Source organism: Nocardia sp. NPDC058058, from assembly GCF_042885355.1.
GTDB lineage: Bacteria > Actinomycetota > Actinomycetes > Mycobacteriales > Mycobacteriaceae > Nocardia.
Genome location: NZ_JBHVSA010000004.1, coordinates 1,396,129 through 1,418,276, shown reverse-complemented (window position 1 = coordinate 1,418,276; position 22,148 = coordinate 1,396,129). Strand labels below are relative to the sequence as shown.

The 22,148-nt window shown below is 66.8% G+C and carries 19 protein-coding genes and 1 tRNA gene; 13 read left to right on the top strand and 7 right to left on the bottom strand.

Going from position 1 to position 22,148, the window contains the following annotated elements:
* Positions 1 to 3 precede the first annotated feature (3 nt).
* Positions 4 to 492: a hypothetical protein gene (locus tag ACFVUS_RS37535; RefSeq protein WP_387777942.1), complete on the bottom strand. Its 489-nt coding sequence runs from the start codon at positions 490 to 492 to the stop codon at positions 4 to 6.
* A gap of 104 nt (positions 493 to 596) precedes the next feature.
* Between ACFVUS_RS37535 and ACFVUS_RS37530 the strand changes: the two genes are divergently transcribed.
* The gene (locus tag ACFVUS_RS37530; RefSeq protein WP_387777939.1) at positions 597 to 2,279 is read left to right on the top strand and encodes a TerD family protein; all 1,683 of its coding nucleotides are present in this window, start codon (positions 597 to 599) and stop codon (positions 2,277 to 2,279) included.
* Between the two features lie 236 nt (positions 2,280 to 2,515).
* On the opposite strand, the gene ACFVUS_RS37525 is transcribed toward ACFVUS_RS37530, so the two are convergent.
* On the bottom strand, positions 2,516 to 3,325 hold the full coding sequence (locus tag ACFVUS_RS37525) for a hypothetical protein (RefSeq protein WP_387777936.1): 810 nt from the start codon (positions 3,323 to 3,325) through the stop codon (positions 2,516 to 2,518).
* Between the two features lie 81 nt (positions 3,326 to 3,406).
* Here ACFVUS_RS37525 and ACFVUS_RS37520 point away from each other — a divergent pair, with 81 nt between their 5' ends.
* From ACFVUS_RS37520 to ACFVUS_RS37510, 3 genes are all read left to right on the top strand, one after another.
* The gene (locus ACFVUS_RS37520) at positions 3,407 to 4,636 is read left to right on the top strand and encodes an MFS transporter (protein ID WP_387777933.1); all 1,230 of its coding nucleotides are present in this window, start codon (positions 3,407 to 3,409) and stop codon (positions 4,634 to 4,636) included.
* A gap of 3 nt (positions 4,637 to 4,639) precedes the next feature.
* The gene (locus ACFVUS_RS37515; protein WP_387777930.1) at positions 4,640 to 5,011 is read left to right on the top strand and encodes an ArsR/SmtB family transcription factor; all 372 of its coding nucleotides are present in this window, start codon (positions 4,640 to 4,642) and stop codon (positions 5,009 to 5,011) included.
* Between the two features lie 188 nt (positions 5,012 to 5,199).
* Positions 5,200 to 6,813: a flavin-containing monooxygenase gene (locus ACFVUS_RS37510; protein ID WP_387777928.1), complete on the top strand. Its 1,614-nt coding sequence runs from the start codon at positions 5,200 to 5,202 to the stop codon at positions 6,811 to 6,813.
* A 76-nt stretch (positions 6,814 to 6,889) separates the two neighbouring features.
* Here the strand turns inward: ACFVUS_RS37510 and ACFVUS_RS37505 are convergent, their stop codons facing one another.
* Positions 6,890 to 7,921, bottom strand: a complete 1,032-nt coding sequence (locus ACFVUS_RS37505) for an alpha/beta hydrolase (protein ID WP_387778581.1) — start codon at positions 7,919 to 7,921, stop codon at positions 6,890 to 6,892.
* A gap of 308 nt (positions 7,922 to 8,229) precedes the next feature.
* Here ACFVUS_RS37505 and ACFVUS_RS37500 point away from each other — a divergent pair, with 308 nt between their 5' ends.
* Positions 8,230 to 9,600 (top strand): serine hydrolase domain-containing protein, encoded by a 1,371-nt coding sequence (locus tag ACFVUS_RS37500; RefSeq protein WP_387777925.1) that lies wholly within the window; start codon positions 8,230 to 8,232, stop codon positions 9,598 to 9,600.
* On the opposite strand, the gene ACFVUS_RS37495 is transcribed toward ACFVUS_RS37500, so the two are convergent.
* Positions 9,587 to 12,892: a BTAD domain-containing putative transcriptional regulator gene (locus ACFVUS_RS37495; protein ID WP_387777922.1), complete on the bottom strand. Its 3,306-nt coding sequence runs from the start codon at positions 12,890 to 12,892 to the stop codon at positions 9,587 to 9,589. The genes ACFVUS_RS37500 and ACFVUS_RS37495 overlap by 14 nt on opposite strands.
* Before the next feature lie 89 nt (positions 12,893 to 12,981).
* Between ACFVUS_RS37495 and ACFVUS_RS37490 the strand changes: the two genes are divergently transcribed.
* From ACFVUS_RS37490 to ACFVUS_RS37465, 6 genes are all read left to right on the top strand, one after another.
* Positions 12,982 to 13,392, top strand: a complete 411-nt coding sequence (locus tag ACFVUS_RS37490; RefSeq protein WP_387777919.1) for a PaaI family thioesterase — start codon at positions 12,982 to 12,984, stop codon at positions 13,390 to 13,392.
* A gap of 201 nt (positions 13,393 to 13,593) precedes the next feature.
* Positions 13,594 to 14,670, top strand: a complete 1,077-nt coding sequence (gene mraY, locus ACFVUS_RS37485; protein ID WP_364638317.1) for a phospho-N-acetylmuramoyl-pentapeptide-transferase — start codon at positions 13,594 to 13,596, stop codon at positions 14,668 to 14,670.
* Between the two features lie 131 nt (positions 14,671 to 14,801).
* Complete coding sequence (locus tag ACFVUS_RS37480; protein ID WP_387777916.1) at positions 14,802 to 15,707, top strand: metal-dependent hydrolase; 906 nt, start codon at positions 14,802 to 14,804, stop codon at positions 15,705 to 15,707.
* Positions 15,708 to 15,712: 5 nt separating this feature from the next.
* Positions 15,713 to 16,822, top strand: coding sequence for a PDR/VanB family oxidoreductase (locus ACFVUS_RS37475; protein WP_387778578.1), 1,110 nt, complete (start codon positions 15,713 to 15,715; stop codon positions 16,820 to 16,822).
* A 45-nt stretch (positions 16,823 to 16,867) separates the two neighbouring features.
* Positions 16,868 to 18,631, top strand: coding sequence for an SDR family oxidoreductase (locus ACFVUS_RS37470; protein ID WP_376069449.1), 1,764 nt, complete (start codon positions 16,868 to 16,870; stop codon positions 18,629 to 18,631).
* A 185-nt stretch (positions 18,632 to 18,816) separates the two neighbouring features.
* On the top strand, positions 18,817 to 19,113 hold the full coding sequence (locus ACFVUS_RS37465) for a hypothetical protein (protein WP_387777913.1): 297 nt from the start codon (positions 18,817 to 18,819) through the stop codon (positions 19,111 to 19,113).
* Positions 19,114 to 19,138: 25 nt separating this feature from the next.
* Here the strand turns inward: ACFVUS_RS37465 and ACFVUS_RS37460 are convergent, their stop codons facing one another.
* From ACFVUS_RS37460 to ACFVUS_RS37450, 3 genes are all read right to left on the bottom strand, one after another.
* Entirely contained in the window at positions 19,139 to 19,630 is a 492-nt protein-coding gene (locus ACFVUS_RS37460) for a hypothetical protein (RefSeq protein ID WP_387777910.1), read from the bottom strand.
* Positions 19,631 to 19,741: 111 nt separating this feature from the next.
* A complete protein-coding gene (locus ACFVUS_RS37455) occupies positions 19,742 to 20,755 on the bottom strand; it encodes a TerC/Alx family metal homeostasis membrane protein (protein WP_387777907.1) in 1,014 nt (337 codons plus the stop codon).
* A 209-nt stretch (positions 20,756 to 20,964) separates the two neighbouring features.
* Entirely contained in the window at positions 20,965 to 21,393 is a 429-nt protein-coding gene (locus tag ACFVUS_RS37450; protein WP_387777904.1) for a nitroreductase family deazaflavin-dependent oxidoreductase, read from the bottom strand.
* Between the two features lie 126 nt (positions 21,394 to 21,519).
* Here ACFVUS_RS37450 and ACFVUS_RS37445 point away from each other — a divergent pair, with 126 nt between their 5' ends.
* Complete coding sequence (locus ACFVUS_RS37445; protein ID WP_387777901.1) at positions 21,520 to 21,900, top strand: DUF4234 domain-containing protein; 381 nt, start codon at positions 21,520 to 21,522, stop codon at positions 21,898 to 21,900.
* Between the two features lie 160 nt (positions 21,901 to 22,060).
* Positions 22,061 to 22,134: transfer RNA gene (locus ACFVUS_RS37440), tRNA-Ile, on the top strand.
* Positions 22,135 to 22,148 lie beyond the last annotated feature (14 nt).

The window sequence follows — 22,148 nt, the reverse complement described above, 5'->3', positions numbered from 1 at the left end:
CCGCTATTTGATGCGGCGGGGTTTGGGGGCCGGTTCGGGGGCGGCGGTTTCGCGAATAGCGCCGGTGAGGCGGCCGAGCAGGGAGACGCCGGGGAGTTTTTCCAGGCGGCCGAAGGCGTCTTCGGCTACGGCGCTGAGGCTTTCCAGGCGGGTGAGGAGTTTGTCGTAGGCGACGAAGCCGGGTTCTGCCAGCGCCAGAGTGCGGTCCAGGCGGTCGATGGTGGAGTTGAGGCGTTCGATGGCGATGGTGAGGTTCTCGATGAGGTCGGGCAGCTGTGCGGCCAGCTGCATGGAGGCCGGGGGCAGCCGGACCGCGGTGTCGAATGCCTGGGTGGCGGTGAGCTGCGCGGAGTCCAGCGCATCGCCCGCCGCGGCCTGCGCCGCCAGCACCGCGGCCTGCGCGGCGGCGAGGATATCGCTGGGCATGGGCACGCGGGGGGCTTGCGGCTTACCGCGCGCCGGCTGCTGGCCCGGTTCCTTCGGTGAGGTCATGAGTCCACTGTGCCGCAGCGCGGGCGTCCCGTAAATCAGGTTCGGACCGGGTGTTTTCCGGCGGCTCCGAAGCTGTCGGGGGTGCGTGGCATAGTTCGATCACAATGAAACTCACCAAGGGTGGCCATGCGCCGGTTCCGACATCGCTTCTGACGGTTGTCCTTTCGTGGCAATCCGATCATGAGGTGGATGCGCACGCCTTGTTATTGGCGCAGGACGGCCAGGTCCGCTCGGACAGAGATTTCGTTTTCTTCAACGCGCCCCGGCACGTCTCGCAGGCGGTGACGCTCGATCCCGAGCCCGCACCGGGCACGGCCCGGCTATCGGTTTCGCTGCCGCGCACCGAATCCGAGGTGACGCGGATCGCGGTCACCGGTTCGGTGGTCGGCTCCTTCGCCGAGGTGCCGGGCCTGATCCTGACCGTCTTCGACCACAATCGCCCGGTGGCCTGGTTCGAGGTCACCGCGGCGGAATCGGTGCGCGCCATGCTCTTCGGCGAGTTCTACCGCCGCGACGGCGACTGGCGGTTCCGCGCGATCGCGCAGGGCTGGGCGAGCGGGCTGGCCGGAATCGTCACCGAATTCGGCGTGCGGGTGGATGATCCGGCCGATGCGGCGCAGCAGCGGTCGCCCGCCCGCACACCCGGTTCGGAGCCGGCACCGCGTCCGGCGCGGCGCGGTTTCGCCATCGAGCGGGAAGTGCCGCCCGCCCCGCCGGTGCTGCCGCCGAATCCCGAACGCGCGGACTGGCATCCGGACCCGCGCGGGCCGGGGCTGCGATGGTGGGACGGGGAGGCCTGGACCGGGACCACGCGCGCCGCTCTGTCCGTGGACGCAAGGCACTGCGCGCGCTGCGGCCGCCCGCGCCGGTGGCGCCTGTTCGGCGGTCCGGCGCTGTGCCGGGAGTGTTCCGAGGAGATCGAGAAGTACCTGTCGGGCTGGCGCGGCCGGGCCGAGCGGGTCTTGCGCACGGCCGGGCCGCGGGGCTCGGAATGGGATGGGTTGTGGGCGTCGCTGCGCTATCAGCGCATCGAGGCGGCCGCCGGGTTCGGCACACTGCGGCCGGTGGCGCAGGACCATATGGAGCGGATGGTGACGTTCGCGTTCGCGGACGGCACCATCGAACAGTCCGAACTCGACGATTTCGAGGCCGCCATCGCCGCGCTGGCCCTGGACGGTCCGCTCATCGAGGATCTGCGCCGCCGCATGGGGCGCGGCCGCATGCTGACCCGGCTGCGCTCGGGCGAGCTGCCGGTACTGGGCGCGACCGGCCTGCATCTGGATCCGGCGGAGCGGCTACATCTGAATGTGCCCGCGATTCACATCCGGCAGTTGGCGCGCGGCCCGAAGCTCACCGAGGGCCGTCTGATTTGCAGCAATAAGAAGCTGCGTTTCACCGGCCCGGATACCGGCACCGAAATGCCTTGGGCGCGCGTTGTTTCGGTGACATCTACGGGCGGCCGGGTGGCCGTTGCCGCCACCTCCGCGCGCGGCGGCGCGGTCTTCGAGGTCGCCGATCCCGATCATGTCGCCGCCACCATGGAGGGTGCGCTGCGGGTGGCCAAACGCCTCACGCTGTCACCGGGCCGCCGCGATACCCGCAGCATCTCGCAGGAGATCAAGGCCCAGGTCTGGCAGCGGGACGGTGGTAAATGCGTCGAGTGCGGCGAGAGCCACTATCTCGAATTCGACCACATCATTCCGTTGAGCCGGGGCGGAGCCACCAGCGCCGCCAACCTCCAGATCCTGTGTCGCGCCTGTAATCGCGCGAAGGGTGCCAATCTCTGATTCTCGTGCGCCCCATTACGTTCTCGTGCGCCCCATTGCGCAAACCCCCCGACCACGCTGTCGGGACGCCGTCACCGGATCCAATGGAGCCGGGTCGATGACCTGACTCCATTCTCGGCGGCCGTGAGCAGGCACGACATCGGTAATTCCCCCGAGATACCCCGTATTTTCCCCGGGCGTACGTATCGTCCGCGCGGTGTAGTCGCCGGCACCTTCGGGGTGTAGTCGCGGGCCGGTCAGTTGCGGCGGATGCGTTGTACGGCGGGTTCGGCACAGAATTGCTGGGTGGCCTCGCCCAGGCTCAGGCCGGTGATGTTGAGTCCGCCGGAATCGATTGCGGTGCAGGTGGTTCCGGCGACTTTGCCGGTGCCGTCGTCGATGGGCCGCACCTGGGCGGTGAGCAGCGGGCGCAGCTTATCGGTCACGAAGGTCCAGAATTCGATATCCCAGGCGGCGTAGCCGACGCGGGAGGACACCACCACGTAGTTCGCGGCGGAGGTGTCCATGCCGACTCCGGCCAGTTCGCCCGCGCGGTGATAGTCGAGGGCGTCGCCGGTGGCGTGGTAGATCGCGTAGCGCGCGTTGGCGGTGGCCAGGGCGAGCGGGATGATCAGTTCATCGCGGCCGTCATTGTCCAGATCGCGGAGTTTGGGGACGGTTCCGGCGACATCGGTATCGGCTTCGGTGATGGTTTGGCGGGCGGAGCCGTTCGCGTCGAGCACCGCGACGGTGGTGGTCATATGCGCCCGGCTGCCGGTATGGCGGATCTCGAAGCCGAGTCCGGCGATATCGTGGGATTGCAGTCGGCAGTCGGGAGCCGTTGTGGCCGTACCGATATCGCCGCAGGGTTGCAGTACCGCGCCGGGGGCGGCGCTGGGCGGGGTGGCGGGCGCGGGTTCGGCGGTGGGCGCGACGGTGGTCGAGACCACCGGGACGGCGCTGCCCGCGAGGTTCGGCGCCGGTTCGGCGCTGCCGTGCGAATCGCAGCCCGAGAGTAGTAGTGCGGCAACTGCGGCCGCGGTCCCGACCGCCGGGTTCCTGCCCATACCGAGCGAGGATAGCGGTCCCGGGTCGCACATACGACTTCATGTGCACATCTGCGCACTTATTGGCGTATGCTCGGCCGCATGCTCGATGTCCTGCGGCACACCCGATTCCGGCGACTGTTCACCGCCCAGGTGGTCGCACTGCTGGGTACCGGCCTGCTCACCGTGGCGCTCGGCCTGCTCGCCTACGATCTCGCGGGCGCCGACGCCGGGGTGGTGCTGGGCACCGCGCTCGCGGTCAAGATGCTCGCGTATGTGGCTGTGGCGCCGGTCATTTCGGCGCTCACCGCACGGGTGCCGCGCACCGTGCTGCTGGTGTCGGCCGATGTCCTGCGCGCCGCGATCGCGCTGGCACTGCCGTTCATCACGCGTACGTGGGAGATCTACCTGCTGATCGCACTGCTGCAATCGGCCTCGGCGACCTTCACCCCGGCGTTCCAATCGGTGATTCCGAATGTGCTGCCGGATGAGCGGGATTACACCCGGGCGCTCTCGCTATCGCGGCTGGCCTACGACATGGAATCGCTGGTGAGCCCGATTCTCGCGGCCGCCGCGCTCACCGTGATCAGTTATCACGCGTTGTTCCTGGGCACCGCGGCCGGTTTCGTGGTGTCGGCGACCATGGTGCGCACCGCGCGCCTGCCCCGGCTCACCGGTGACAGCTCCGGACCGCTGTGGGCACGCATCACGCACGGTGCGCGCATCATGACGCGGCGGCCGGTGCTGCGCGGGCTGCTCGCCATGAATCTGGTTGTGGCGGCGGCTACTTCGCTGGTCGTGGTGAATACCGTGGTCTATGTCCGGGAGCGGCTCGGCGGCACGAATTCCGATGTGGCGCTGGCACTGGGCTGTTTCGGATTGGGCTCCATGCTGGTGGCGCTCGCGCTGCCCCGAATATTGACGGGCATCTCGGATCGCACGGTCATGCTGACCGGATGCCGCGTGCTGCCGGGCGCATTGGCGGCCGCGGCGGTGATTCCACTGCTCGGCTCGTTCGCCGGTAGCGCGCTGCTGGCCGCGACCTGGCTCGCGCTCGGCGCGGGCACCTCCATGATCAACACCCCGTCCGCGCGATTGCTGCGCGCCGAATCCGATTCCGATTCGCGCGGCGCGGTTTTCACCGCGCAGTTCTCGCTCTCGCACGCGTGTTTCCTGCTCACCTATCCCATCGCAGGCGGGCTGGGCGCGGTGGCCGGGCTGCCGATCACGGCGGTGGTACTGGCGGTCATCGCTACACTGGCAGCTACGACGGCCGCGCGGGTGTGGCCCGCGTTCGCCACGGTGGGTGGTGAGGTGACCGCAGGAAGGTGAGTCATGGTGAGCAAGAGCAATGCGAAATCATTGCCCGCCGCTGCCAGTCTCACGCATCCGGTCGATCCGGATCAGGCGCGCCTGGACGCGGCGACCGCCACCTTCCGCATGCTGTCCGACCCCACCCGCCTGCATATTCTCTGGATTCTGGCCGACGGCGAGGCCGATGTCACCGCGCTCACCGAGGCGTGCGGCGCGTCCCGTACGGCGGTCAGCCAGCATTTGGCCAAGCTGCGGTTCACCGGTCTGGTGGATACCCGGCGCGATGGCCGCCGCATCATCTATCGCATTCGGGACGGTCACCTGGCGCGCCTGGTCCGGGAGGGCCTGAACCACGCCGATCACATCGTCACCGGCGAACCCGCGCACGAATAGTCAACCTCGTCATTCCGGCGCGCTTTTGGCCGGAATTCACCCTTACAACCGTGGATCCCGGCCAGAAACATGCCGGGATGACGGAGGGGTGTCTCCTGGTCAGTGGGACGTACCCTCGCGGCCCGTCGCCGCGCGCTCGACGATATGCCTAATCGAAATAGTTTCTGGATGAAGTCGAGAGGGCACGCATGCATGCCAGCGCCGAGCAGGCCAAGCAATACGATGTGATCATCATCGGCGCCGGATTCGCCGGTCTCTACGGTGTCCATCGGGCCGCCCGGGCCGGACTGAACGTGCTGGGCCTGGAGGCCGGCGCGGATGTGGGCGGCACCTGGTTCTGGAACCGCTATCCGGGCGCGCGCTGCGATGTGGAGAGCGTGGACTACTCCTATTCGTTCGATGACGATCTGCAGCAGAGTTGGAACTGGACAGAGCGTTTCGCCGCGCAGCCGGAGATCCTGGCCTACATCCGGCACGTGGCCGAGCGCTTCGATCTGAAGCGGCGCTACCGCTTCGAACAGACCGTCACCGCGGCGCATTTCGACGACGAGGCAGCGATCTGGACGATCACCACCGCCTCGGGTGACGAATTCCGTTCCCGCTTCGTGGTTTTCGCCACCGGCTGCCTGTCCGCGCCGATCAAGCCGAATATCCCGGGCGTGGAAACCTTTGCGGGCGAAGAGCTTTTCACCGCCCGCTGGCCGGAGGAAGGCGCGTCCTTCGAAGGTAAGCGGGTCGGTGTGATCGGCACCGGATCCTCCGGCATTCAGGTCTCCCCCATCATCGCCCGGGAAGCCGATGCGCTCACGGTCTTCCAGCGCTCCCCCAACTTCAGTGTGCCCATGCCGAATCGGCCGTGGACGACGCAGGAACAGCAGGATATTCGCGCCACCTACGGGCAGCGGCGGGAGAAGTCCTACTACGCCCCCGCAGCCACCCCGCATCCGAGCTTGCAGACCAAAGCGCTGGAGATGAGCCCCGCCGATCGCGAGGCCGCCATGGAGGACCGCTGGAACGGCGGCGGCGTGCTCTTCAACAAGGTGTTCCCGGATCAGAACAGCGATATCGCGGCCAATGAGATCGTGCGCGATTTCGCGGTCGCCAAGATTCGCGCCAAGGTCGAGAGCGATTCCGTCGCAGCGGATCTCATTCCCACCGATCATCCGATCGGCACCAAGCGCATCTGCACCGATTCGGGCTATTACGAGATGTTCAATCGCCCGAACGTGTCACTGGTGAACCTGCGCCGCGAGCCGATCGAGGAGATCACCCCCACCGGCATTCGCACCGGGGACAAGTTCATCGAGATCGACACCCTGGTCTACGCAACGGGATTCGACGCCATGACCGGCGCGCTGCTGCGCATCGATATCCGGGGCGCGCGCGATACCCGGCTGCGCGATACCTGGGCCGACGGCCCGGTCACCTACCTGGGCTTCGGCATTCACGGTTTCCCGAATATGTTCAGCATCAACAGCGTCGGCACCCCCTCGGTGATGGCGAATATGGTGTTGCACTCCGAACAGCAGCTGGATTGGGTGCTCGCGCTCATCGAACATTGCCGCGCACACGGGATTCGGCAGGTAGAGGCTCGCGAGGAGGCCGCCGCCAAATGGACCGATCACCTCATGGAGGTCGCCGAGGGCACGCTGTTCGTGCAGGCGAATTCCTGGTACATGGGTGCGAATGTGGAGGGTAAGAAGCGCGTATTCATGCCGTACATCGGCGGTTTCGGCAATTACCGCCGGTTCTGCGACGACGAGCGCGACAGTGGCTATCCGAGCTTCGAACTCGGCTCGTAATCGGTAACGCGAAACCGGCTCGCCTCCACATCCCCTTGGAGGCGAGCCGGTGTCTTTGTGTGCGAAGAACTTCCGGTCAGGCGGGCAGGTCGAGTCCGGCCGCCAGCACCGGCCAGGAATTCTTCAGGTCATCCTGCCAGTAGCCCCACGAGTGGGTTCCGGTCGGTGTGAAATTGAAGGTGGCGGGGATGCCGAGCTGGCCGAGTTTGGTCTGCAAATTGTGCGAGCAATAGTTGGTCGCGGCCTCCAGGGTGCCGCCCACGGTCACCTGATTCGCCAGGCCGCCGACACCGGGCAGGGTGTGCGTGCCGTCCAGCGTGTCCCATGGGCCGGGCAGACCGGAACCGCTGGAGATGTAGAGGTTCAGCCCCCGCAACTGGTCGGCGTGCACGTACGGATCATTGGCCGCCCACATCGGATCGCCCTGCGGGCCATACATATTCGTGGCATCGCCACCGCCCGCGGCGACCACGGTATTGACGAAGTTGTAGCCCAGCGGATCACTGATCTGAGCGCAGCCGCTGTAGGAGGCCACCGACCGATAGAGCCCCGGCGCGGCGATGGGCAGCTGCAATACCGAGGTGCCCGCCATGGAGAGTCCGGCGATCGCATTGCGCCCGTTGGTGTTCAACGCGCGATCGATGAGCGGCGGCAGTTCCTCGGTGAGGAAGGTCTTCCACTTGTTCACGCCCAGTTTGGGATCCGGCTCGCGCCAATCGGTGTAGTAGCTGAATTGGCCGCCGACCGGCTGCACCACATTGACGTTCTTATCGGCCAGGAAGTTCAGCACATCGGTCTGCTTCTGCCAGGTGGCGGCGTCCTCGCCGCCGCCCGCGCCATTGAGCAGGTACAGCACGGGGGCCGGGGCGGAGGTATCGGCCGGGCGCTGTACGTCGATCTGGATGTTCTTGCCCATCGCGGCCGAGTAGACCTGGAGCGTGATGGTGCGACCGTCGCCGGGGGCGCTGGAAACGATCTTGGAACCATCCGCGGAGGTGCCGGAGGGGCTCAATGCCGATGCGGGAGCGGCGGAGGCGGTGCCCGCGGCGATTGGTAGCAGGACGGTTGCGGTCAACGCGACAACCGCGCCGCCCAAGGTCTTCGACAATCGCACGCGAGTGATCTCCTCGGTAGATGACTATTTTCGATCGGAAAGAAATAAGCCTGCCCCAGTTCACTGAGCATTTGCTAGCGCGAAGCTGATGGGCGGCTGAGAGAGGTCTTCTACCAGCGCGAAGAACCCGCCGATAAGTGCCCGCGCGGGTGCTGTCGGCGCACTTTCCGGGGCTGTCAGCGCACTCTCCGGGTCTGTCAGCGCACTGTCGGCCGACTGTCAGCGCCGCTCGCCAAGCTGATTTCAGACCGGATGAGCGGACACCAGTGAGCCGCTACCGAACCACGGAAGAGGTACCCGACATGTCCGATATCGCGCTCCAGGAATTCGTCGCCGCCACCGCCGAGAAATTCGGCATCCCCGGTATCAGCGTGGGCGTCCGGGTCGACGGCCGCGAGATCTTCGCCGCGCACGGCGTCACCAGCATCGAGAATCCGCTGCCCGTCGACCGGGACACGCTGTTCACGATCGGCTCGGTCAGCAAGACGTTCACCGTCACCGCGATCATGCAACTGGTCGCCGAGGGCCGGATCGAGTTGGCCGCACCGGTGCGCACCTATGTGCCGGAGCTGACCCTGATCGACGAAACCTCCGCCGCCACAATCACTGTCGAGCAGCTGCTGAATCACACCTCCGGATTCGAATGGAATCTCATCAATGACACCGGCGAGGGCGATGACGCGCTGGCCCGGTTCGTCGCCGAATTGGCGGAGCTTCCGCTCATCGCCGCACCCGGTGTGCGCGCCTCCTACAGCCAGGCCGGATACAACCTGGTCGGCCGCGTCATCGAGAACGTCACCGGGCGAACGTTCGAGGATGTCGTGCGCACCCGGATCCTCGCGCCGCTGGGTCTGACCGCCACCGGCTACCTGCGCAACGAGCTCATGACCCGTCGCTTCTCGGTGGGCCACGAGCGCGGCGAGGACGGTGAGCTGTCGGTGATCCGCGCCTGGAGCGGCAACCGCGCCAACAACCCCGGCGGCGGCATCTCCTCCACCGTGACCGAGCAATTGCGCTGGGCGCGTTTCCAACTCGGCGACGGCACCACCGAGGACGGCGAAACCGTGCTGCCCGCCGCCTGGCTCGACCTCATGAAACAGCCCACCGTCGAACTGAAGTCGAGCACCCTGGGCGATGCCCTGGGCCTGTGCTGGTTCCTGCGCGATGTCGACGGCGTGCGCACCGTCGGCCACGGCGGTTCGGGCTTCGGCCAGTTCTCGGAGCTACTGCTGGTGCCCGAGCACGATTTCGCCATCTCGGTGATGTCCAACGCCAGCCCCGACGGCATCCCCGCCAATGTGGCCATCGTCCGCTGGGCGCTCGAGCACTACCTCGGCGTCGTCGACTCCGACCCGGAACCGATCGCCTACGACCCCGACCGCGCCGGAGAACTGGTGGGCACCTACGACATCGACGCCATGACCATGACCGTCCTGAACGACGCCGCGGGCCTATCCCTGGAATGCAAGATCAAGCCCGAAATCCGCGCCGCCTCCGACACCGACCTCCCCCAGGACCACCCGCCCTTCCCCTTCGGCCTGCTCCCCGGTGACGGCGACGAATACATCATCACCGAGGGCTCCTTCAAGGGCCAACGCGGTTACTTCAGCCGCAACGCCTCCGGCACGATCATCGGCCTGGACCTCGCAGGCCGACTCTTCACCAGGGTCTAGCGCCACCGGGGGTGACGGAACCACCCGTCACCCCGGCAGTCTCGGCGCGCAGCCGCGCCAGCGCTTCGGCTCGTGGGAGGTCGGAACCGGCGAGGTATGCGGAGCGGAAGGCTTGCTCGCCCAGGCGGGCGACGAGTTCGGTGACGAGGTCGCGGAGTTCGGGTTCGCCATCGTCGAATACGCCTCGGATAACCGCGCTCATGCCGAGCGTGGTGGCCGCGGCGGACGGATCATCCTCCAGCAGTTGTAATTTGGCCAACAGTTCGGCCGCCTGTGCGACGGCCTGCGTGCTGGCCGCTACATCTCCGTAGGCGAACGCGCCCTCGATCACCTCGGGGAGCAGTTTGCGTGCGGCGATGACGGAGCGCTCGGACAGCTGGTTCGCCATGCGGGACAGGGCGATTCGGTTCGGCACGGTGCCGTCCGGGATCGGCAGTCGGGACAGGCGTTGTTCGAGCAGGTCGAGGTCGCGCTCGGACTGCGGCACATCGCCTGTGCGGCGGTGCAATTCGGCTTCGGCGAGGCCGAGGATGGCGGTCATTCGGACATAGCCGAGTTCTTCGGCCACCCGCTGTGCGGCGCGAATATCGTTCTCGGCCCCGGTGAAGTCGCCGCTGCGCAGGCGTTCGCGGGTGAGTTCGGTGCGGCTGGTGAAGACATCGTCTTCCATGCCGAGTTCGGAGGCGATCACCACGGCGCGGCCGAATGCCGCGATGGCCTCGGCGTGCGCCCCGCGCAGCGAATGATCCCGGCCGACCGCGAGCAGGGCCATGCCCAGCCCCCAGCGATCTCCGGCGATCTGGAAGTCCCGCAGGGCTTCCCGCCGTTCCGCCGCCCCGGCGAGCAATTCGCCGCGCCCGGTGCAGGCCATATCCCGCGCCAGGTGCGCGCTGGCCCGTAACCACGGGTCCGGTCGTTCCAGTGCCCGCTCCAGTTGCTGCTCCCCCAGCTCATCCTCACCGGCCTGGAACGCCAGCAATGACGTCCACAGCGGAAGTGCCGGATGGAAATCCAGCGCTCCGGTCCGCACACAGTCCTCGACCAGTTCCCGCACCGACACCGATTCGTCCGCGGGTGCTCCGGCCATCAACTGAATCACCCGGAAGGCGGCCCGCTCGTTCTCCGGCAGCTCATCGCCGAACCCCAGTACACCGGCGACGGCGGTCTCGAACTGACTGCTCATCCCCCGAATCCCCCAGTACCAGAACATGGCCCGTGCGAACCGGCTCGCCAGCCGCGCACGTCCGGCGGGATCGCGCTGTACCGCGGCAGCCTGTCCAGCACCGCGCGCCCCTTCGGAGAACGGTTGCGCGGCGGGCCTCCCGGGATCGGCCCGGTGGGTGGCGATGCGGAGCGCCGCGGCCATATTGGCGTGTTCGGCGTCGAAAACGGCTATGGCGCTGAGTTGTTCGCCGGTGCGCAGCAGCGGCTCGAGTTGTTCGGCGAGAATCAGGTAGTGGTGGGTGAACGCCGCGGTGAGATCATCGCCGGAGGCCGCGAGCTGGTCGGCGGCGTAGGCGCGGATGGTTTCCAGCATGCGGTAGCGCGGCTGGTCGTCGTCCGACACCTGCACCACGGATTTCTCCACGAGTGCGCCGAGCAGGTAGACGATATCGTCGGCCGGGAGCGTGTCATCGGCGCAAATGGCTTCCAGCGCTTCGACTGTCGCGCCGCCGGGGAAAGCCGACAGGCGACGGGCGAGGACACGCTCCGGGTCCTCCAGCAGGTCCCAGCTCCATTCCACCAACGCCAGCAGCGTGCGCTGGCGCGGCAGAGCGGTGCGGCTGCCGGAGGTGAGCAGGCGGAAGCGATCATCCAAGCGGCGGGCGATCTGATCGACGCTCATCGCGCGAAGCTTGGCGGCGGCCAACTCCAAAGCCAGTGGGACACCGTCGAGTTGACGGCAGATCTCCACCACCGGTCCGGTGGTGCGATCGTCAAGGGTGAAACCCGGGCGCACCGCGACGGCTCGATCGAGGAAGAGCTGCACCGCCGGGGAACGTTGCGCGACAGCGGCTTCGGTGACCGCGCCCGGGACGGCGAGCGGTTCGAGATGACACAGCGCCTCACCGGTGATGGCGAGCGGCTCCCGGCTGGTGGCGAGAATTCGCAAGTGCGGCAGGCGGTCCAGTAGCCGCGCGGCGAGTTCGGCGGCCGCCGCGATGACGTGCTCACAGTTGTCCAGAACCAATACCGCCGCACCGACATCCAGCAGTTCGGCCAAGCGCGCGGTCTTATCGGCGGGAGCCCCGTCGGGCTCGAGTGCCCCCGCGACGGCGTCGGCGAGCTGATCCGGTGTCCCGATCTCGGCCAGCGGCACGAAGAACACCGGCCCGCCCTGATACCGGGACATGGCCTCGAGCGACAGCCTGGTCTTACCCGCTCCGCCCGGCCCGACAATGGTGACCAGCCGCGATTCCCCGAGCAGCCGTGCGACGGCCGCCAATTCCCCATCCCGCCCGACGAAACTGTGCAACCGCGCGGGCAGCGTGCTCCCGACGGGTTCCTTACGCACGGGCGGACTTTCGAGCTCCCCGCGCAACAGCGCGAGATGGGTGTCGCGCAATTCCGCCGAGGGATCGATCCCGAGCTCATCCCCCAGCCGCTCCCGCATATCCTCGTACACCGCGAGCGCGTCGGACTGCCGCCCGGCGGCGGCCAGCGCACGCATGCGCAATGCCGCGAGCCGCTCACTCAGCGGATGCGCGCTCCCCTCGACCTCGAGATCGACGAGAATCTCAGCGAATCGCCCCGATTGGATTTCCGCCGCGAATCGATCCTCGACCGCCCCGGCCCGCATATCCTCCAGCCGCGCGATCACGGCCTGCGCGAAGGGGGCATCCTCCACATCCCCGAGCACCGGCCCACGCCACAATCCAAGCGCCTCGGTCAACGTGGCCGCCGCGGATTTCACGCGCGTGGATTCGCCCCGCCCCGCGCCGGATTCGGCCTGCGCGGCCGCGAGTTCACGCCGCCCCCGCTTCACCAATTCTTCGAACCGCTCGGCATCCACCTCGACCCCGGGCAGGCGATACCCGCCCGCTCCGAGCTCCACGGCCCCCGCTCCGCCCAGCGCCCGCCGCAACCGTGATACCAACGCCTGCAATGCCCCCGCGGCATCCGCGGGCGGCTCCTCACCCCACAACCCGTCGATCAGCGCACCGACCGGCACCGCCCCACCGGCCTCCAGCGCCAACCGGGCCAGCAGCATCCGCACCCTGACCCCACCGACCTCGATGGACGTCCCATCCTCGGCCCACGCCGCCACCGGCCCCAATACACCTACCCGCACCCGCCGAGTCTGGCAGAACCGCACCGGAGGCTCTCGCATTACCCTCGAGGTAATCGACGTGGATCCGACTCTCGGGCACAGTCGATCTCATGACTGAATCTCCATTGGATCCGATCGGCGCGAAACTCTTCGGCACCATGCCGTTCGCGGACCGGCTCGGTATCGAGGTGCTCGAGCATGGTCCGGAGCAGGTGCGCAGTCGGCTCGCCTGGGATGAGTCGCTGTGCACGCTGGGCGGCGCGCTGCACGGTGGCGCGCTGATGGCGCTGGCGGATTCCACCGGCGCGGTGTGCGCGTTCCTGAATCTGCCCGAGGGTAAGCAGGGCACCACGACGGTGGAGTCCAAGACGAATTTCCTGCGCGGGGTGCGCTCGGGTTATGCGACCGCGACGGCGCGCCCGTTGCATGCGGGCCGCAGTTTCATCGTGGTGGAGACCGAAATCCGGGATGACGCAGGCAAACTCGTCGCCAAGGTGACCCAGACGCAGGCGGTGCTCTAGCCACCGAATTCCGGTCAACACCGGTAGGCACGTCCCTTTTGCCCGATCTGCCCTCGGGCGACGCACAACTGTCGCCCGGATGCGGTACACATGATGGCTGGTCCCGCCCCTGCGCGGCCCGTTGAGCCGAACCCGCCTGTGAACCGTGGTACCGGCTGGCGATAGCGTCATGGCGAACGTTCGGCAGCATGAGGTGGTCAGATGAGGCAGATTCTTTTCGCGGTGATGATCGCGCTCGCGGTGTCGATAACATTGACACCGCTGCTCATCAAGCTGTTCGCGAAAAGGAATGTCGGACAGGAGATCCGGTCCGACGGCCCGGCCAGCCATCAGGCCAAGCGCGGCACCCCCACCATGGGTGGCATCGCCATCCTGGTCGGTATGTGGGCCGGCTACCTGGGCTCGCATCTGATCGGAATCCGCTATGACGCAGAGGGTTTGACGGTCTCGGGCCTACTGGTGCTGGGTTTGGCGACCGCGCTGGGCATCGTCGGCTTCCTGGACGACTACATCAAGCTCACCAAGCGCCGCAATCTCGGCCTCACCGCCAAGGGCAAGTATCTCGGCCAGCTCACCGCCGCCATCGTCTTCGGCGTGCTGGCCCTGCGCTTCCCGAACAGCTCCGGCCTGACCCCGGGCAGCCGCCACCTGTCCTATGTCCGCGACTACACCTTCCTGTCCTTCGGCGTGGTCGTATTCCTGGTGCTCGTGGTGTTCCTGGTGGTGGCGTGGTCGAACGCCGTCAATATCACCGACGGCCTGGACGGCCTGGCCGCGGGTTCCATGGCGCTGGCGCTGGGCGCGTATGTCATCGTCACGCTCTGGCAGTACACCAACGCGTGTTCCATCAAGCCCGGCCCGGCCTGCTATCAGGTCCGCGACCCGTTGGATCTGGCGCTGGTGTGCGCATCCGGCGCGGCGGCCTGCATCGGCTTCCTGTGGTGGAACGCCAATCCGGCCAAGATCTTCATGGGCGATACCGGCTCGCTGGCGCTGGGCGGGCTTATCGCCGGCATCTCCATCACGACCCGCACCGAACTGCTCATGGTGGTGATCGGCGCGCTGTTCGTGGCCGAGATTCTGTCTGTGCTGCTACAGATCGCGGTCTTCCGTACCACCCGGACCCGGCTGTTCAAGATGGCCCCGTTCCACCATCACTTCGAGCTGAGCACCTGGCCGGAGACGGCGGTGATCATCAGATTCTGGCTGCTCGGCGGCATATCCGCGGGTGTGGGCCTGATGCTCTTCTACGGTGAGCACCTCGCCACGGCGCATTGACGGTTTAGCTGTTACTGGCGGTTCCATATATGCGTAGAATATTGCTACGCTCACGCAGCAAACGATGACCGGGCCTCGCGCCCGGCCGTCACGTCACAAAGTCGTGTCATTGGAACTAACCAGGAGTATCGATGAAGCTACTTCCGAAACTGGGCCGCCGTACGGTGATCGAACCCGGCGAGGTAGCCCTGCACGCCCGGAACGTGCAATTCGATTGGTCGAACACCAAACCGGTGTGGATGGCCTCCGAACCCGTCGCCTCACACGTGCTGAACGCGCTGAGCATGCTGCTGCCCGAGGGCGAGCGCATGTTCCTGGTCACCTACGGCGAAGCCCTGGAACTGGTGCGCGACGAGAAGCTGCGCGAGGCCATGATCGGCTTCATCGGCCAGGAATCCATGCACGCCGAAAGCCATAACGGCGCCCTCGAAGAGGTGCTGGCCACGCACGGCATCGACGTGGAACCCTATGTGCGGCAGGCGGAATTCCTGTTCCGCAAGACGCTCGGACACCGCGAGATGCGCACCGCGGCGGCACAGCAGCAGGTGCTGGTGGAGCGCCTGGGCGTCATCGCCACGCTGGAGCACTTCTTCGCCTTCCTCGGCGATTGGATCCTCAACGCCGATCTGGAGAAGTTCGACGCCGACCCGCAGATGCTGGATCTGTTCCGCTGGCACGGGGCCGAAGAGGTCGAGCACCGCATGGTCGCGCACGATGTGGCCGAGTACTTCGGGGTGGGCTATGTCCGCCGCGGCGCGCTCATGCTGATCGTGTTCCCGATCTTCATCGCACTGCTGCTGCGCGGCACCAAGTACCTGGTGCATCAGGATCCGTCGCTGCCCAATCACCGGTATCCGATGCTGGTCATGCGGATCTTCGCGTGCATGTGGCGCGGTTCGGTGCCCGGTATCCCCTCGCTGCTGATCAGCGCGCTGTCCACGTTCAAGCCCGGTTACACCCCCGAGCCCGTGGGGTCCACCGCGCAGGCCGTGGCGTACCTGGCGCAGTCCCCGGCGGCTCGGATCATGGCCTCGTGACCACCATGAACACCATCCGGCCGGTTCCCGCCACGCCGCCGGCGGACCTGTACGGCAGGGAGCGCACCGATCGCGCCACCCGCGTGCTGGATCTGATCGCCGAATCGCGGTTGCGCTGGACCACTTTCGTGAATCGGAAGCAGCCGCCCGCGCCGATCGACGACCGGCGCACCGCGCTGGTGCTGGTCGAGCGCCGGGTGGAGGCGCACGACACCGATGTGATCAGCCTGATGTTCACCGCCCCGGACGGCCGCGCGCTGCCGGAATGGCGGCCGGGCGCGCATCTGGACCTGGAGCTGCCCTCGGGCAAGGTGCGGCAGTATTCGCTGTGCGGTGATCCCGCCGACCGGCACGCCTATCGAATCGCGGTGCGCCGCATACCGAATGGTGGCGGCGGATCGCTCGAGGTGCACGAGAGCCTGACCGTGGGCACGGCGGTGACGGTGCGCGGACCGCGCAATGCCTTCCCGTTCGTGCTGCCCGGTTACGGATCCTCCGCCGCCCGAATGCATTTCGTGGCGGGCGGCATCGGCATCACGCCGATTCTGCCGATGATCCGCATGGCGCATCGACTCGGTGTCGACTGGACCATGACCTACGTCGGCCGCAGCCGGGACACGATTCCGTTTCTCGCCGAAGTGGAATCGTTCGGATCGCGCGTGAATGTGCGGACCGATGACGAGCACGGGCTGCCCACCGCGGCCGATCTGCTGCCCGGTGTCGGCCCCGACACCTCGGTGTACTGCTGCGGTCCGGTCATGATGACCCAGACCATCGCCGACGCCGTGCGCGAGATGCCCGGCGTGGAAATGTATTCCGAGCGTTTCTCCCCGCCGCCGGTGGTCAACGGCACCGCCTTCCAGGTGGAGCTGGCCCGCACCGGTGAGGTCATCGAGGTGCCCGCGGACAAGTCGGTGCTCGAAGAAGTGCTCAAAGTCCGCCCGGACAGCGCGTATTCGTGCCGTCAGGGCTTCTGCCGCACCTGCCGGGTGAGCACGCTCGGTGGTCAGGTGGATCATCGCGACACCGTGCTCACCGACGGCGAACGCGCGGCGGGCGACATGCTCATCTGCGTATCCCGTTGCACCGGTGACCGTTTGGTCCTGGATCTCTAGCCCTGACAGACCCGGCTTCACACCTCGAACTTCGCGGAGAAGAACGTGACCGAACAGACCATCATCCCCGCCTCCGAGCGCATCGTGCGCAGCGGCGAATTCGATATCGCCGTCTACGAATACGGTGAGCCGTCCGCGGAAACCATTGTGCTGGTGCACGGCTGGCCCGATGACAATCACCTGTGGGATCGGGTGGTGCCGCTGCTGGCCGATCGCTTCCACGTGGTCACCTACGACACCCGCGGGCACGGCCGGTCCACGCGCACCGATCGCACCGAGGACTACCGGCTCGAGCATTTCGCCGCCGACTTCTTCGCGGTCGCCGATGCGGTGAGCCCGGACGCGCCGGTGCACGTGCTGGCGCACGACTGGGGTTCGGTGGAGATGTGGGAAGCGGTGTGCGAACCGCAAGCCGCCGAACGTATTTCGTCCTTCACCTCGGTGTCCGGGCCGAACCTGGACCATATGGGCGCCTGGATGCAGAAGAACGTGGCGCGCGGCAAGCTCTGGGGACCGTTCACCCAGCTGCTGTCCTCCACCTACACCGGCCTGTTCATGACCCCGGTGCTGCCGCGCGTACTGCTGCGCCCGCTGGGCACCGAGAAGGTGTGGTCGCGGTTCGTCGGGCTGATGAACGACACCTCGCCGGAGAACATCAAATTCGGGCCGGAGTTCCGCCGCGACTTCTTCGACGGTATGCGCATCTACCGCGCCAATATCGTGCAGCGCGTGACCGGTCCGCGTGAGCGCCGCACCGAGGTTCCGGTGCAGCTGGTCATCGCACGCCGGGATGTGGCGGTGCGCGCCGCACCGTACGCAGACACCAAGGAGTGGGCGCCCAACCTGTACCGGCGTGAGGTCGGCGGCGGGCACTGGCTGCCGTTCTCGCATCCGGAACTGCTGGCCACCTCGACCATCGAATTGATCGATTCGCTGCGCACCGGGGAGACCTCGCGGGCGCTGCGCCGTGCCGAAGTCGGCCGGGAGCAGCGGCCTTTCGAGGATCAGCTGCTGGTGATCACCGGTGGCGGCAGTGGCATCGGCCGTGAGACCGCGCTGGCCTTCGCCCGGCAGGGCGCGGAGGTGGTGCTCTCGGACATAAACCTCGATTCCGCCAAGGAGACCGCGGAACTCATTGCGCGCGAAGGCGGTACGGCGCACGCGTACCAGCTGGACGTGTCCTCCGAGGCTGCGGTCACCGAGCACGCCGCCGCGGTGATCGCCGCGCACGGGGTGCCGGACATCCTGATCAACAATGCGGGCATCGGGCAGGCGGGCGATTTCTTCGACACGCCCGCGGCGGAATTCGATCGCGTGCTCAATATCAATCTCTACGGCGTGATCAATGGCTGCCGCACCTTCGGTAAGGCCATGGCCGATCGCGGGCTCGGCGGGCATATCGTGAATCTGTCGTCGATGGCGGCCTATACGCCGCAGCGCGGTTTCTCGGCGTACTCGACGAGCAAGTCGGCGGTATTCATGTTCTCCGACTGCCTGCGCGCGGAATTGTCCGGCAAGGGTATCGGCGTGCATACCATCTGCCCCGGCATCGTGCACACCAATATCGTTGCCAACACCCGGTTCTCGGGCGTCTCGGCCGAGGTCGAGGCCGCCAAGCAGGAGCGCTTCGACAAGCTGTACGCGGCCCGCCGCTACGGTCCGGAGAAGGTCGCGGCGCAGATCCTCAAGGCCGTCGAGCAGAACCGTGACGTGGTGCCGGTGACGCCGGAGGCCTGGTTGCAGTACCGCTTCAACCGCTTCGCCCCCGCCGTGGCGCGGTTCTTCGCGGCGCGCGTGAAGCTCACGTAACACGAAATAAGCATGCGCCCCTCGCGGATATCCGCGGGGGGCGTTTTCGTGTCCCGAAATTGCGTGTACCCAGCAGCGCGGGCGTTCACACCCATTTCCATTCCCCGAATTGCGGGGTCTGTCGAGCCGTCTTGCGGCGCTGTAGTTTTCAATTACAGCAAGGAACATCGGGGAGGTGAATCGCAATGCATGGGATCATTGCCTGCATTATTTTCGTGGCTCTGGCGGTGCCGGTCGCGGTGTTGATCTGGTCGAGCAATCGCGCGGAGATCAAGAGTCGGGGCCGCCGCAATCGGAGTTCGAGCTACCGCTACGGCAGCAAATACGGGGGCAGCGGCAGCAGCGGTTCGATCGGTTGCGGCGGCGGCAGCGGTTGCGGCGGCGGGCACGGTCATGGCGGCGGCTGCGGTGGCGGTAGCGGGTGTGGCGGGGGCGGGTGCGGCGGTGGTGGGGGCGGCTGCGGTGGCGGCGGCGGAAGTTGAGCTATCGATTGCGGCGCTGCGGGTTTCAGGCTTCGGCCCGCAGCGCCGCTTCGATGAGATCGACCCGCTCACCCGGGACACCCCACGGGTCATCCACTCCCACAACGGTATCCAGGTCCCACAGCACGCACTTCTCATCCGGCTGCGCCACCATGTTCCAGGCGACCACGGTGCGGCCGAGCTGATCGGACATCGGATCATCCGGATTGCCCGAGCCCTCACCGGCCGGGAAGTGGTGCAGGAACCGGCCGTACGCGCTGTCGCAGAAGCGCTGATAGCGCATGGTGCACAGGATGAGTCCGTGCCAGGCCTCATCCACCGCGAACGACGGCATTCCGATCACCTGCCCGTCCCGCATGGCCGCCCCGCAGCAGCGGAGCCATTGCCGCAGACCGGTTTCCACCAGATCGCGGGGCTGCCAGGGGCAGGTCTTGTAGACGGCTTCGGGAAGTACCAGGTCCCGCACCGCGTTATTGATCCGGTCGACCCCGAGTGGCCGGAAACGTTGCAGCATCATGATTCACGGTACTTCGAGAACTCCGGCGCGCACATGGCGGTGATTCTGGGGGCTGCCGGAACGGCGAACCGCCGGGCAGCGTGGCTGCCCGGCGGTATCGGCTCATGCGGCTCAGTTGGCGGTCTCGACGTCCCGGTTCTGGCCCCGGGTGGCGCGCAGGCTGGTGAAGGTCACCGTCGCCAGCACCACCACGATCACCACCAGCGAGGCGGCCGTAGGGATGGTCGGCACGCCGCTCCAGACGCCGTGCGCCCAGTGCAGCACCAGCTTCACGCCGATGAAGGCAAGGATGGCGGCCAGACCGTACGCCAGGTGCACCAGTCGCGAGAGCGCGGCGTGCAGCACGAAATACAGTGCGCGCAAACCGAGTAGCGCGAAGGCGTTGGTGGCGAACACCAGGAACGGGTCACCGGTGACGCCATATACCGCGGGCACCGAGTCGACGGCGAACACCAGGTCGGTGACGATCACCGCCGCCACGACCAGCGCCAGCGGGGTGAGGGCGCGGCGTCCGGCCTCGATCACGGTCATCTTGGTGCCGCGGTAGTCATCGGTGACCGGCATGAACCGGCGCATCAGCTTCACCGATTTCATCGACGAGACATCGACCTCCTGGTCGTGCCCGCCCGCCGCGTCGGCCAGCAGTTTCACCGCGGTGACCAGCAGAATCAGACCGAACAGCAGGAACGCCCAGTCGAGCGTGGCCAGGGCGGCCGCGCCGAGTGCGATGAAGATGCCGCGCAGCACCAGCGCGCCGGCGATGCCGTACAGCAGCACCCGCTGTGCCAGCGCCACCGGGACCGCGAAGGCGGACAGCAGCAGCATGAACACGAACAGGTTGTCGACCGAGAGCGATTTCTCCAGCAGATAACCGGTGAAGAACTCCAGCCCGGTCTCATTGCCGTTGCGCACCCACAGGAAGATGCCGAACGCTATCGGCAGGGCGATGTAGAAGACCGTCCACCCGATCGCCTCGCGCATCGAAACCTCGTGCGGGCGGCGGGTTATCGCGAAATCCAGGACCAGCAGCGCCAGCACCACACCGATGGTGCTCGCCCACAGCCAGGGCGTTCCGATGGATTCGATGGCGGCGGGGCTCGCCAGGAATGATAGATCAGTACTCATAGGACCTCCTCGGGCAGGAAAAACCGCCTGAGGTCTCCTTCACCCGTGTCCATGGGCAACCACCCGGGGATCACGATGGCGCGATCCGTACTGACCGGAATGATTCTTGGGAAGTACTCCCCTCGTCCGCAGAGGATAGCGGACCTTTAACTCACCTGTCCAACACGCCGCGCCGTGGTCTCGCTCACCCCGGCGCGGCTTTTATGCCTCTACCTGGGGCTGAGCACCACGACGGCAATCTGCCGCGTCGTCTTCTTCTGGTACTCCGCGTACCGCCCGCCATTGACCTTGTCGACCAACGCGAACCGGCGCGCGTACTCCGGATCATCCGGATAGGTGGGCGTGGCGGTGACCTGAATCTTGGTGGTCCCGACCTGAATCTCGCAGTCCGGCTTGGCCTTCACATTGGCCAGCCAGCCCGGCGGCCGCGAGGATCCACCGTTGGAGGCGGTCACCAAGTAATCCTTGCCGTCCTTGGCGTAAGTCAGCGCCGAGGTCCGCGGCTGCCCCGTTTTGCGCCCGACGGTCCGCAACAACAGCGTCGGATTCCCGAACAGCAGCCGATGCCCGACCAGCCCGCCGCTCTTCTCATAGATCCACTGATGCCCACGTAGCACATTCACGAACAGATTCGCCATGACTTCCTCCCGCTGAGTGGTAACGCCACCCTATGCGGTTCACGATCTGCTCACGAAGCCGCCACTACGGTTGCCTCGCTCGCAACACCGGGAGCCTCAACTCCCCTACACACCACCAGGATTCACATGAACCCCACCCAGCTGGCCACCCCCATCAAAGAACGCAACCCCGTCCTGGTCTGGCTAGTCTGGCCCCTGATCACCCTGGGCATCTACTTCTTCGTCTGGTACTACAAGATCCACAAGGAGATGGCCGAACTCCGCCGCGACCCCGACGCCCCCGTCGCAGGCCCCCTCCTGGTCATGATCTTCCTGTCCTGGACCGGCATCGCCTTCCTGATCAGCTTCTGGCGCACCGGCGACCGCATCAAAGCCTCCCAAGAGGCCGCAGGCCTCGAAGGCACCTGCAACCCCATCCTCGGCTTCCTCCTGAACTTCGTCTTCGGCCTCGGCATCCTCTACTACCAGCTCGAACTCAACAAGATCCCCGCCCGCTTCGCCCAGTAGCAGACCCGTTCTCCCCGTACCACTTTCACGCGAACCAATCCCCCGTCGACACCGTCGCCGGGGGATTTCCGCATCAACCTACGACACCGTAGCCCCCAACTAGGCATCTCCCACGGGCCCGGGGTAACATCGCGAGGCCCGCAGCTCCCCGCAGCGGTCAGGGGCGGTAGCTCAGTCGGTTAGAGCCGTGGACTCATAATCCATTGGTCGCGGGTTCGAGCCCCGCCCGCCCCACTCGGATTGCCTCG